The organism is Arthrobacter sp. TJ-170 (assembly GCF_058269305.1).
The window spans coordinates 121,796-134,129 of sequence record NZ_JBZCNL010000002.1; the positions used below are offsets into that span (position 1 = coordinate 121,796).

Below are 12,334 nucleotides of genomic sequence, written 5' to 3' on the forward strand. Positions count from 1 at the left end.
CGCCCGCAGAAGGCAGAACCGATGTTCCGTTTGGCGCAACTGTCCCTGGGGAATCGCGCACTGATTGCCCTGATCACCGTGTTCGCTGCGGTGTTCGGGGTAATCACCATGGGCTCCCTGAAACAGGAGCTCATCCCCTCGCTGGAGTTTCCCCAGGTCACGGTGGTGTCCTCCCTCCCAGGGGCCAGCCCGGAGTACCTTGACAAGCAGGTCAGTGAGCCGCTGGAACGAGCGCTGAGCGGTGTGGAGGGGCTGGAGTCGTCGTCGGCGACCTCACGCAACGGCGTCTCCACGGTCAGCCTGATGTTCGCCTACGGCACCGACCTTGACCGTGCCCGCGGCCAGGTCGACCGCGCTATCTCGACCGTGCGGCCCGCGCTTCCCGAGGATGTGGAACCCCAGTCCCTGGCGGGCAGCATCAACGACTTACCGATCGTCTTCATGGCGGTGTCCTCTAATCAGTTGCTCAGTGAACTGGGTGAAGAACTGACGCGGCTCACCGTGCCGCAGCTTCAGAAAATAGAGGGCGTACGCAGCGCCGAAATTACCGGCGGCGCCGAACAGCATATTTCCGTCCTCCCTGCCCCCGAGGAACTCGCAGCCCAGGGGCTCACCGTCGGGGACATCGTTGACGCCCTCGAGAACAACGGCGAACTGTTTCCGATCGGCACCCTGGACGAGGGCGAACGCTCGCTGACGATTCAGGCCGGCAGTCCCATCCAGTCACTGGCCGATATCCGGAACCTGCCGCTCCTCCCCCAGGATCCGCCGACTGGCTCCGCCACCGACCCTGTGACCATCGGCGACGTTGCGGATGTGGCAGTAGCCGACGACGACCCCACCTCCATCACGCGGACCAACGGCGTCGAGACGCTGGCACTGACCGTGACGAAGGTTCCATCGGCGGATACCGTCACGGTCTCGAACGCAGTCACGGCCCTGATCCCGGAACTTGAGGCCGAACTGGGTGACGGTGCGGACATCACGGTGATCTTCGACCAGGCGCCCTTCATCGAGCGTTCCATCTCCGACCTCACCACCGAGGGCCTGCTTGGTCTGGGATTCGCCGTCCTCGTTATTCTGGTGTTCCTCCTCTCGGCCCGCTCCACCCTGGTCACCGCCGTGTCCATCCCGCTGTCGCTTCTCATCACGTTCATCGGGTTGGCGGCCACCGGTTACTCGCTCAACATCCTGACCCTGGGAGCGCTGACCATTGCGATCGGTCGCGTTGTCGACGATTCGATCGTGGTCATCGAGAACATCAAGCGCCATCTCAGCTACGGCGAAGACAAACGCTCGGCGATCCTGACGGCCATCCGCGAGGTGGCCGGCGCCATCACCGCCTCCACCCTCACAACAGTGGCGGTGTTCGCACCGATCGCCTTCGTCGGGGATCTCGCGGGTGAGCTGTTCCGGCCGTTTGCCCTGACCGTCACCATGGCCCTGCTCGCCTCGCTGGCTGTCTCGCTGACGATCGTTCCGGTGCTGGCCTACTGGTTCCTGCCGAGGACCCGAATTTCCTCGGAGCTGACGGATCCCGCAACGGCGGCGGCCGAGCAGCGGTACCTGGCAGAAGAGAAGGAGAAACGCTCCTGGCTCCAGCGGGGGTATCTTCCGATTCTTCGCGTGACCCAGCACCACCCGGTGTGGACGGTAGTGGCCGGAGTGCTGGTGCTTGCCGGGACGGTTGCGCTGGTGCCCTTCATGCAGACCAATCTTCTGGGCAACACCGGCCAGAACAGCTTTAGTGTCATCCAGCGCCAGCAGCCGGGCTCGAGCCTGGAAAACACCGTTGCCGAGGCGGGGCGCGTGGAGGAAGTCCTCTCCGGCTTCGAAGAAATCCGTGATGTGCAGGTGACCGTCGGAAATGCAGCCGGAGCCGTAGGCGCGCGGTTCTCCGCCGGTGCTTCCACCGCGCAGTTCACGGTGACCACGGAGGAAGAGGCCGATCAGCAGCAGCTTCAGAATGAGGTTCGTGCCTCGCTGAACGAACTTGAGGGAGCAGGCGAGATCGCGCTGTCGACCCAGCAGGGCGGGTTCGGCACGTCGAACACCGTGGACATCAACATCACCGCGCCGGAACCTGACATCCTTGCCGAGGCAAGTGACGCCGTCGTCACCGCGATGCAGGGTGTACAGGGGGCCCGCGACGTGACGTCCAACCTCGCTGCAGCTCAGCCGCAGATCCAGGTCAGCGTCGATCGCGCGGCCGCGGTGCGGGCGGGACTGAGCGAGGGCCAGATCGGCGCCCTGCTCGGAGGCAATGTCAGCGCCATCCCCGGCGGCGTGGTCCGGGTTGAAGCCACCGACTATCCCATCCTGATCGGGGAAGGGACCGAGATCACCAGCCTGGACCAGCTCCGCGACCTCACCGTGCCGACCCCCGCCGGACCGGTCCCCCTCACGGATGTCGCAACCGTCGAGGAGGTACAGGTTCCGCTCACGATCACCAGCTCCAACGGTGAACGAACAGCACAGGTTTCCATCACGCCGTCGGGAGACAACCTGGGCGCCCTGACCGCGGCCGTCACCGAACGCCTGGAGGGTGTAACGCTCCCGGCCGGCGCAACGGCCACGCTGGGCGGGGCATCGGAGCAGCAGGCGGAGTCCTTCGGGCAGCTGTTCCTGGCACTGTGGGCTGCCGTGGCCATCGTGTACGTCATCATGGTTGCCACCTTCAAGAGCCTCATCCAGCCGCTGATCCTCCTCGTATCGGTCCCGTTCGCGGCGACGGGCGCCATTGCCCTGCTGGTGATCACCGGGATCCCGCTGGGGCTGCCTTCGCTGATCGGCATGCTGATGCTGGTCGGGATTGTCGTCACCAACGCGATTGTCCTGATCGACCTGATCAACCAGTACCGGCGGCCGCTTGACGGTTCTGTCGGGCTCAACGTCGCGGACGCAATCACGCGAGGAGCCAGACAGCGGCTTCGACCGATTCTCATGACTGCGCTGGCGACCGTCTTCGCGCTGACACCGATGGCGCTTGGTCTGACCGGAGAAGGAGGCTTCATCTCCCAGCCGCTTGCCGTCGTCGTTGTTGGAGGTCTGGTCTCCTCAACGCTGCTGACGCTGGTGCTGGTTCCAGTGTTGTACCGACTGGTCGAAGGCCGCCGGGAGAAGCGTGACGAGGTGGCGGAGGAGTGGGAACAAATCCGGGAAGGCGCTGGTTACGGAGTACAGTAGATGCAAATGCATGTACTTCTAGGAGGAGGAATTCCATGCAGATCGGTATCTTCAGCGTCGGCGACGTAACGGTTGACCCCATCAAAGGCACCGCTCCCACCGAACACGAGCGTATCAAGGCCATGGTGACCATCGCGAAGCACGCCGAAGACGTTGGACTGGACGTCTTTGCCACCGGCGAGCACCACAACCGCCCGTTTGTCCCCAGCTCCCCCACCACCATGCTCGGATATGTGGCGGCGCAAACCTCCCGCATCATCCTCTCGACCTCAACGACACTGATCACCACCAATGACCCGGTCAAGATCGCCGAAGACTACGCGATGCTCCAGCACCTTGCCGACGGCCGGGTGGACCTGATCCTGGGACGCGGCAACACCGCACCCGTCTACCCCTGGTTCGGCAAGAACCCGCAGGACAGCGTCGAACTCACGGTCGAGAACTACCATCTGTTGCGCCGGCTCTGGGACGAGGACGTAGTCACCTGGGAAGGCAAGCACCGCACGCCCCTGCACAACTTCACCTCCACCCCCCGCCCGCTCGACGGCGTCGCCCCCTTCGTCTGGCACGGCTCCATCCGGACTCCCCAGGTCGCTGAGATTGCCGCTTACTACGGTGACGGCTACTTCGCCAACAACATCTTCTGGCCGAAGGAGCACTACCAGCAGCTCATCTCGCTCTACCGGGAACGGTATGCGCACTATGGGCACGGCACTGCGGAACAGGCGATCATCGGTCTAGGCGGACAGTTCTTCATCCGCCCCAACTCCCAAGACGCCATCAACGAGTTCCGTCCGTATTTCGACAATGCGCCGGTGTACGGTCACGGCCCATCGCTGGAGGACTTCAGCTCCCAGACGCCACTGACCGTAGGCAGCCCGCAGGAAATGATCGACAAGACGCTTTCCTTCCGCGAATTCTTCGGTGACTACCATCGCCAGCTGTTCCTCGTGGACCATGCAGGGCTCCCGCTGAAGACGGTGCTGGAGCAGCTCGACCTGTTCGGTGCCGAGGTCCTGCCTACCCTGCGCAAGGAATTCGCCGAGCGCACACCTTCTTCAGTGCCCGCTCCACCGACATTCGAGAACCGCAAGGCTGCGGTGCCTGCCGATGCCTGAGTCCCCAGGCACGCCGATGCGCCTCACCGCCGAAGCATGGGAGTCACTCTTCCGGGCGCAGGTTGCGGTGATGCGCAGGCTACGGCGGGAAGGGTCCTTCTCTCCGCTCGCAATCGGTGAGTACGACGTCCTTTTCAATCTCAGCCGCTGCCCCACCGGATGGACCAGGCTCAATGAGCTGAACAGCCACCTTTTGATCAGCCAGCCGAGCCTCAGCCGGATGGCGGAGCGCCTCGAAGACAAGGGACTGATCCAGCGCAAGCAGGCGCCGAACGATCAGCGCGGTGTCCTGCTGGCCCTCACCGACGAAGGACGTTGGCTCCAACGCGAGATCGGGGCGGCACATGTGCGCAGCATCCATGCCATCCTGGGGCCGATCCTTGACGAGGAGGAACTGGAGCAGCTGTTGAGCCTGACCACGAAACTCAGGGCAGGCCTGGAGAACGACGACGGAGCGCATCATCCGGCCTGACGGCCGCTTTGCAGCCGGTCGGCTGGATGCACGCTAGTTGAGTTGCACCAGCGAGGCGCCGTCGTCGTCGTGCAGGGTGCTTGACGTAGCGGTGACCGTGAGTGTGTCCAGCGTGAGGCTGCCACCGACGGTGGACAGGAAAGCCGTATCTGCGGCGTCGCGTCCTGTTGCAATGCGCAGGAGGTTGGTCCGCGGTGCGAGGCCGGTTGCGTCGACGACATGCCACGCCCCGTCCACCCATGCCTCCACCACCGCGTGGAAGTCCATCGGGGTCAACCCTGGGGCATAGACGGACACCAGTCGGGCGGGGACATCCTTGGCCCGCAACAGCGAAATCACCAGGTGAGCGTAATCACGGCAGACGCCGCGGCGGGACAGCATCGTGTCCGTGGCGCCGTCCGTGTGGCGGGATGAGCCGGAGACATAGCTGAGGTTCCCGCTCACCCACTCCCGCACGGCCGACAGCAGTTCACCGCCCTGCATACTTCCGAACAGGGCGTACGACGACGGCAGCAGACGGTCCGATTCGCAGTAGCGGCTGGGGCGCACATAGCGGATGAGGTCGGCGTCGTCCTTTTCAGCGGCGGCGGCTGTGCCCGAGACCTCCGCACGGTAGTTCAGTTCAAGCGTTGCGGGCCGCTCGAGCGTGAGCGTATGCAGGACTCCCCCATGGAGGTCCCCGACGGGCGTGAGCGCCACCGGTTCGCCGTCGGCCGTGACCTCGAAGACTTCGTCAACGGATGAATACCCGGCATTCCGGGCAACCGCCACAGAGAAGGCAATCGACGTGTTGGCCCGTGCCTGGGCGGTCAGGTGAGCCGTAACGGTTCGATTCATTCGGCGAAGCTCCTGGCGGATCTCGGTGAGCGTGGACTGTGCCGGTCTGAAACACTGGCTGTAACACGGTACGACGAGAAAGGCGCACTTTGTGAATCACTCAATCAACGAAACGTCCGGAGAGTCCCGTCTGGACGGGCTGACCGCTGTTGTCACCGGCGCCAACAGCGGCCTCGGGCTGCAAACCGCCATTGGTCTGGCCCGGCGCGGGGCGTCAGTGGTTCTCGCGTGCCGCAACGAGGAGCGGGGTGCGGCCGCCCTGCAGCGGGCGCGCGACGCGTCCGGAAGCGCGTCACTGACCCTGCGGCAGCTTGACCTCGCAGATCTTGGGTCGATCCGGTCCTTCAGTCGCGACTGGGCCGGTCCGCTGGATCTTCTGGTCAACAATGCAGGGATGATGGCCACACCGCTGAGGCGCACGGCTGACGGCTTTGAGCAGCAGTTCGGCATCAACCACCTGGGTCATTTCGCGCTGACCGGACTGCTGCTGAACGCACTCCGCCAGTCGCCCTCGGCGAGGGTGGTCACTGTCTCCTCGCTGGCTCACAGGCGCGGGCGGATTGACTTCCAGGACCTCAATGCCCATTCCCGGTATCGGCCGTGGAAGGCCTACAACCAGAGCAAGCTCGCCAATCTGCTGTTCACGATGGAACTCGACCGCCGGGTACGCGCTGCCGGCTGGCCGCTGATCGCCGTTGCCGCACATCCCGGGTTGTCCACGACCAACCTCACCGCTGGGATGCGTGGCGCGGCAGTTCTCGATTTGATGGGCGGTTTTTTCCGGCTGATGGGCCAATCGGATGCAGAGGGCGCAAAGCCGATCCTTCTGGCTGCCACCGGCGCGCAGGTGCACGGCGGCGACTACTACGGCCCGAACGGACCCGGCGAAACCCGCGGGACCCCGGTTCTCGTTGCTCCCTCTCCGTCGGTGCTCGACGAGGCTGTCGCCGCGAGGCTGTGGGCAGTCAGTGAGGAACTTACCGGGGTGACCTACGACAGCCTTCCCGCCGGCCTTGGTTCTGATTTCCAGTCCGGCCCTTGATCAGAGGCGAATGGTAAGCATACTGTTTGTTCGTGCCGCGGAGCTGCCTGCAGCGGCTGCTCCGTAGCCCGAAACCGAGCGAAAGGAACACCATGGCTGATTCACCCAGCCCGATCGACATCCAGAAGGCCCTCGGCGGCGTCAGCTACCCCGCGAAGAAGGACGACCTCATCAGCAACGCCGAAAGTTCCGGTGCGGACGACACCGTGCTCGAATCGCTGAGGGGCATTCCCGACAAGGAGTACGAGTCGCCCGCCGATGTCAGCAAGGCCGTTTCCAAGTAGGAACTCCCCCGCCTGCCGGAGTTTGGATCATCCGGGAGTGACAATCGACGTGAGGATTCAACTCGCTACCTGGAGCGACAAGATCATCCTGCGTATCTGGTCAAAGTCCTTCTGACCGAACCGCTTCTGAGCCTCCGCGATGGTCGCAAAGGAGGCGGTTCGGGAACCGACCTGCGCCGGCTCCAGGGCACGAAGCTGGATGCTGTCCCCGAAGGAGTACAGCCCGATGTGGTTCGGCCCCTGGACGGTGTTGTGGAGAACGCACGCCGCACCATCCGCTCCACCAACCATGTCCGTAATCCCATACGAACTGAAGAACCTGTACCCCTGGATCAGCCGTACTACGAAGCGTGGCTCAATGGAGCCCTCCGCTTCTGCTGTCGACGGGATGTCAACGGGCTCGCTGCTCAGCACAATGTAGGGACTTGCGGCGTCCGCTGCACACTCCTCCGACGGCGGGGTTATCCGGGTGTGCAGTTCAGCCACGGTGGCGCCGTCGGCATTGGACACTTCGAAGTGCACACCGCCCTCACCGAACCCTTCGCCCGGGTTCTCGATCACCTCTACCGTCCAGTCCTCCGGCACCTCGAAACTGACGAACCGTTGCTCGTCCGTGAACGCGGTCCACCCGTCACCCGGCGCCGCCCGTTCCGGAAGCATCGGGAGCGCAATAGGGGTCGGGCTGGCTGTTGCCGGAGCCGGACTCTCGGCGGCGGCACTCACAGAAGGGCTGGCTGGCGGACGATCACCGATCTCAAAGTCCTCACACCCGGTGATCGTCGCGGTAACGGCAAGAAGTGTGACAGCACCGAGGAGACCAAACCTCACAGGTCGCGTCATATTCGATCCTTCCGAGTAGCCCTGCTTCCACTCTATGCAGTGAAGTGAGCCGTCTGGAGGCATCCGCGGCAGGCGTGGCGCAGAATCACTACCATGAAGCGCTTAGTCCAGACCTCGCTGGGGCCGGTCGTGATTCGCATTCATCGCGGTTCGCATTCGGTCACAGACCCCGACGCACCACCGTGGGTGTTCCTGCACGGCGCATCCGGTTCGTGGCGTTCCTTCCGCGCGCTGGCTGACGACCACGCGGTGCGGGAAGGCAGTGATCGGGTCTTTGTTGATCTCCCCGGCTGGGGCGATTCCCCGGGCCGGTTCCCCTTCACGGTTGAGCAGCAGAGCGCAGCCGTCGTGGAAGCGCTGAGAGAGCTCAACTACCGGAGGTGGTACCTCTTCGGCCACTCGATGGGAGCAGTTCTTGCACTGGATATCGCAGCGTCATATCCGGCCGAGACCTATGCCGTCGTCGCCCTCTCCCCAACCGCGCTGACTGCCGTCGCAGCTTTGAACCAGCCGTTCCGCTATCCCGCCATGGCGCCGCTTGTCGGCATGTACGGGCTCATGGTCATTCTGCGTGCGCTCGGAGGCATGGCGCCTGGGCTACTTCGCATCGTGGAGCGCTTAGGACTTCTCCGTCTCATCCTGAGCCCGTTATTCGCCCGTCCGTACCTGCTGCAGCGTCAGGTATTCGTTGATCTGGCAGTAGACGCCCGGCCGGCATCATTCATTGCTGCCGCGGGCGCGCTGAGAAAGTACGACGTCGGCACCTGGCAATCCATCGCAGCGCCGACAATTCTTGCCCGGGGAAGCAGGGACATCTTCACCCAACCGTCCGAACTCCGCGCGCTTGCGAACCTCATCCCGCATGCCCGAAGCGTGGTGCTGGACGGTTCCGGGCACTTTGCGCATCTTGAGGATGCGGACCGCACCGCCGCACTGCTCACGACCTTACGCGCGGGTGCCCAGCCCCTGGACGGTCTTGACTGACGAGACGACGGCTCGTGCGGCGAGCGCGATCTCTGCATCGGTCGTTGCAGCTGTCCAGGACAGGCGCAGTGCGGTCTGGGCGACCTCGGCTTCCAGGCCCAGTGCCAGCAGCACAGCGGAGGGCTCGCTGGCACCCGCGGCGCATGCCGATCCACTTGAGGACACCACGCCCGCACGTTCGAGTTCGAGGAGGATCGCCTCACCGCTGGCGCCCGGGAAACAGAACGAGGCGATATTCGGCAGCCTCTGCGTCCTGTGTCCGGTCAGAAGGGCGCCGTCCACTCCGCCGAGCACCGAGTCAATCACATGGTTCCGGCGCGCCACCGAGGCAGCCGAATGAGCAACCCGCTCCTGCTGCGCCAGCCGTAACGCCGTCGCGAGGGCCACCGCACCCGCAACGTTCTCGGTACCGGACCTCTTCCCGCGCTCCTGCCCGCCCCCATGCACCAGCGGCTCCAACGGAAGCCGCGAGCGCACGAACAGGACGCCGCAGCCTTTCGGTGCACCGAGCTTGTGACCGGAGATGCTCATCGCATCCACACCAAGCTCGACGGTATCCAGCGGCAGCCATCCCGCGGCCTGCACGGCATCGGTGTGGAAGGGCACGCCCTGCTCACGGCACACTGCCGCCAACGCAGGGATGGACTGCACGGTTCCGACCTCGTTGTTTGCGTACATCAGCGTGCACAGCGTGGTCTCTTCGGTCAGGGCCGCGCGGAGTGTTCCTTCCTCCACGAGGCCCTCCGCGGTCACAGGAAGGAGGGTGATCCGGAAGTTGTGCAGCCGCTCGAGGTAGTCCAGCGTTTCGAGCACGGCCGGATGCTCGATCGCCGACGCAACGATATGTCTCCCCCTGGGCCGCGCCAGTGCAATCCCCTTGATTGCAAGATTGTCCGCCTCCGTGCCGCCCGAGGTGAAGACGACGTCGTTCGCTTTGCAGTTCAGCTCCGCCGCTACCAGCCGGCGCGCATAATCCAGCGCCCGTGCGGCAGCCTCACCCACGGTATGGTGACTGGATGGGTTCCCGTACTCGGTAGTGAGCAGCGGCCACATGGCTTCCAGCACCTCCCGACGTACTTCGGTGGTGGCAGCTGCGTCGAGGTAAATCACCGCACACCGTCCGAATTGGTGTGGCTGTGCTGGCCTCCTGCACCGAACGCAGGCGTACCGATTCGGATGTCGAGGCCGAGATCCAGCGCCCGGACGCTGTGGGTCAGCGCTCCCGACGAAATAATGTCTACACCTGTGCGCGCAATGGCACCGATGGTTTCCAACCGCACGTTGCCGCTCGCTTCCACGAGTGCCCGCCCGGCAATCTGTTTGACTCCGGCTTCAAGGTCTTCAAGGCTGAAGTTGTCGAGCATGATCGTATCCACGCCGGCGGCGAGTACCGGTTCCACCTGGTCGAGACGGTCCACCTCGACTTCGAAATGGACGGTATGCGGCAGGCGCCGGCGCGCAGCACGCAGTGCGTCGGTTACATCGACCGCACCGCCCTGCGTCAGTACAGCAAGGTGATTATCCTTGGCCATGACGGCGTCGGAGAGGCTGAAACGGTGATTGGCCCCCCCGCCGCAGCGCACCGCATACCGTTCAAGAACCCGCAGCCCCGGAGTCGTCTTGCGAGTGTCCACCACGCGGGCGCCGGTTCCGGCCACCTCTGCAACGAAGCGGCCTGTGAGCGTCGCAATACCGCTCAGGCGCTGTGCCAGGTTAAGTGCCACACGCTCGGCAGTGAGGACGGACCGTGCGGGGCCGGACACGGCAGCCAGCACGGCACCGGCGTCGAACGCGTCCCCGTCGCGGACCTCGAACGTGACCTGGATCCCCGGGTCCGTCAGGCGCATGGCGGCCTCAATGACCTGCTCGCCGCAGAAGACGCCCGGTTCTCGTGCAATGACGGCCGCGTCTGCGCGTGTTTCTCCGGGTATGAGCGTCTGGGATGTCACGTCTCCCCAGGGCGCATCTTCGGCGAGCGCAGCCGCAACGATGCGGTCGACGTCAGCGGCAGACGGTCCGGCTGGTGCAAAAGTCATGAGGTGCTCCTCAGGATGATGGGGCTGCCCGAAGGCTCGGAGGTGGCGGGGAAATCGGCACGGTAATGAGCTCCACGCGATTCCTTGCGCGCGAGTGCTGCCGAGGCGATGAGCCGGGAGCAGAGCAATAGGTTCGCAGTCTCTCTCTCCCCGAGCGAGGTACCGGTGGAATGCCATTCGGCGAGTTGCTTGGAGGCAACGCGGAGGCCGGCATCCTCGCGAAGGATGGAAACGTGTTCGGACATGACGCGCAGCACGTCGTTCCGGGCAGCCTTCAGCGGACCCGGTGCCAGCGTGAGCGTCTCAGCTTCAACGGTTGGCCAGGCCGCAGGCGTGGCGACAATCGCCTCCGCGGCCCGTGCACCGAAGACCAGCCCCTCCAGCAGCGAATTGGACGCAAGCCGGTTGGCGCCGTGCACCCCTGTTCGGGCAACCTCTCCCACGGCATACAGTCCCGGCAGGGATGTCCGGCCTTCGGTGTCCGTGACCACTCCGCCCATCCAGTAGTGCGCCGCCGGAACCACCGGCAGCACGTCGCGCCCCCAGTCGAACCCGGCTTGCCTGGTCACCGCGGTCAGGGTGGGAAACCGCTTGGCCAGGAACTCACCGCCGAGCGAGGTCGCATCGAGGAACACTTCCCTACCGCCGGAGCGCGCGAGGTGCAGCGCTATGCTCCGGGAAACCACATCCCGTGGCGCCAGCTCACCGGCGGGATGGTAGTCGGCCATGAATCTGTGCCCGGTCCCGTCCCTGAGCACCGCTCCCTCGCCGCGCACCGCCTCGGAAATGAGCGGGTGCCCGGGAACGTTGAGCGATGTTGGATGGAACTGGAAAAACTCGAGGTCCGCTACAGCCGCACCTGCCCGCCAGGCGGCGGCAACGCCGTCGCCCGTGGCGACTGACGGATTTGTGCTGTGCTCGAAAATACCTCCAGCACCGCCCGTTGCGAGCACGACGGCGTCAGCGGACACGCTCTGAAGCTCACCGGCGCGGAGAACGACGGCGCCCGTCACCTTCCCGCCGTCCATGACGAGGTCGGCGGCGAAGGCGTGTTCCTCCAGGCTGATACCCGGATCCGCCTGGACAGCACGGATAAGCGGAGCCCCAATTCCCGCTCCGGTTGCGTCACCGCCAATGTGGAGGATGCGCGGTGCTGCGTGCGCCGCTTCCCGCCCGAAAGCCAGGTGTCCGTCGGCGGTGCGGTCGAAGAGCACACCGAGCTCGATCAGCCTCCTGATACCCGCCGCCGCGCCGGAAGACAGCACGCGCGCTGCTTCTTCGTCACAGTGCCCCGCACCCGCCGCAAGGGTGTCTGCCACGTGGGACCCGACGCTGTCCTCCCCCGCCGGCACTGCCCCAATCAGGGAACTGTCGAACGGCGCTGACCCGGCAAGGACCGCCGCTATGCCGCCCTGGGCGTACCAGGTATTGCTCTCGGCAACGGCGGCCTTGGCAAGAATCGTGACGTGCACGTCCGAACGCCGGCGCAGTTCCAACGCCGTGTACAACCCGGCAATACCGCTGCCGATCACGAG

General features: G+C 64.8%; 11 protein-coding genes. 6 read left to right on the forward strand and 5 right to left on the reverse strand.

The window, feature by feature from the left end; genetic code table 11:
* Positions 1-21 precede the first annotated feature (21 nt).
* From AC4D1W_RS04525 to AC4D1W_RS04535, 3 genes are read left to right on the forward strand one after another with little or no spacing between them, the layout of a single operon-like run.
* Entirely contained in the window at positions 22-3,186 is a 3,165-nt protein-coding gene (locus AC4D1W_RS04525) for an efflux RND transporter permease subunit (RefSeq protein ID WP_490897951.1), read from the forward strand.
* A 35-nt stretch (positions 3,187-3,221) separates the two neighbouring features.
* Positions 3,222-4,304 carry an LLM class flavin-dependent oxidoreductase gene (locus AC4D1W_RS04530; RefSeq protein ID WP_490897952.1) on the forward strand — a complete coding sequence of 361 codons (1,083 nt, stop codon included), beginning with the start codon at positions 3,222-3,224 and terminating at the stop codon, positions 4,302-4,304.
* Positions 4,297-4,776: a MarR family winged helix-turn-helix transcriptional regulator gene (locus AC4D1W_RS04535; RefSeq protein WP_490897953.1), complete on the forward strand. Its 480-nt coding sequence runs from the start codon at positions 4,297-4,299 to the stop codon at positions 4,774-4,776. The genes AC4D1W_RS04530 and AC4D1W_RS04535 overlap by 8 nt, the downstream gene beginning before the upstream one ends.
* 33 nt (positions 4,777-4,809) lie before the next feature.
* On the opposite strand, the gene AC4D1W_RS04540 is transcribed toward AC4D1W_RS04535, so the two are convergent.
* The gene (locus AC4D1W_RS04540) at positions 4,810-5,613 is read right to left on the reverse strand and encodes a transglutaminase-like domain-containing protein (RefSeq protein ID WP_490889083.1); all 804 of its coding nucleotides are present in this window, start codon (positions 5,611-5,613) and stop codon (positions 4,810-4,812) included.
* A gap of 91 nt (positions 5,614-5,704) precedes the next feature.
* On the opposite strand from AC4D1W_RS04540, the gene AC4D1W_RS04545 reads away from it, so the two are divergent.
* Both AC4D1W_RS04545 and AC4D1W_RS04550 read left to right on the forward strand, forming a co-directional pair.
* Positions 5,705-6,655, forward strand: a complete 951-nt coding sequence (locus tag AC4D1W_RS04545) for an oxidoreductase (protein ID WP_490897954.1) — start codon at positions 5,705-5,707, stop codon at positions 6,653-6,655.
* A 92-nt stretch (positions 6,656-6,747) separates the two neighbouring features.
* Positions 6,748-6,939, forward strand: coding sequence for a DUF2795 domain-containing protein (locus AC4D1W_RS04550; RefSeq protein WP_490897955.1), 192 nt, complete (start codon positions 6,748-6,750; stop codon positions 6,937-6,939).
* Between the two features lie 57 nt (positions 6,940-6,996).
* Here the strand turns inward: AC4D1W_RS04550 and AC4D1W_RS04555 are convergent, their stop codons facing one another.
* Positions 6,997-7,779 (reverse strand): hypothetical protein, encoded by a 783-nt coding sequence (locus tag AC4D1W_RS04555; protein ID WP_490897956.1) that lies wholly within the window; start codon positions 7,777-7,779, stop codon positions 6,997-6,999.
* A 93-nt stretch (positions 7,780-7,872) separates the two neighbouring features.
* Between AC4D1W_RS04555 and AC4D1W_RS04560 the strand changes: the two genes are divergently transcribed.
* Complete coding sequence (locus tag AC4D1W_RS04560; protein WP_490897958.1) at positions 7,873-8,763, forward strand: alpha/beta fold hydrolase; 891 nt, start codon at positions 7,873-7,875, stop codon at positions 8,761-8,763.
* Here the strand turns inward: AC4D1W_RS04560 and AC4D1W_RS04565 are convergent.
* Genes AC4D1W_RS04565 through nadB form a run of 3 tightly spaced genes read right to left on the reverse strand, consistent with a single transcriptional unit; the run spans position 8,725 to position 12,331 of the window.
* Positions 8,725-9,873, reverse strand: coding sequence for a cysteine desulfurase family protein (locus AC4D1W_RS04565; protein ID WP_490897959.1), 1,149 nt, complete (start codon positions 9,871-9,873; stop codon positions 8,725-8,727). The genes AC4D1W_RS04560 and AC4D1W_RS04565 overlap by 39 nt on opposite strands.
* A complete protein-coding gene (nadC, locus tag AC4D1W_RS04570; protein WP_490889093.1) occupies positions 9,870-10,799 on the reverse strand; it encodes a carboxylating nicotinate-nucleotide diphosphorylase in 930 nt (309 codons plus the stop codon). The genes AC4D1W_RS04565 and nadC overlap by 4 nt, the downstream gene beginning before the upstream one ends.
* Positions 10,796-12,331 (reverse strand): L-aspartate oxidase, encoded by a 1,536-nt coding sequence (gene nadB / locus AC4D1W_RS04575; protein ID WP_490897960.1) that lies wholly within the window; start codon positions 12,329-12,331, stop codon positions 10,796-10,798. The genes nadC and nadB overlap by 4 nt, the downstream gene beginning before the upstream one ends.
* Positions 12,332-12,334: the final 3 nt, after the last annotated feature.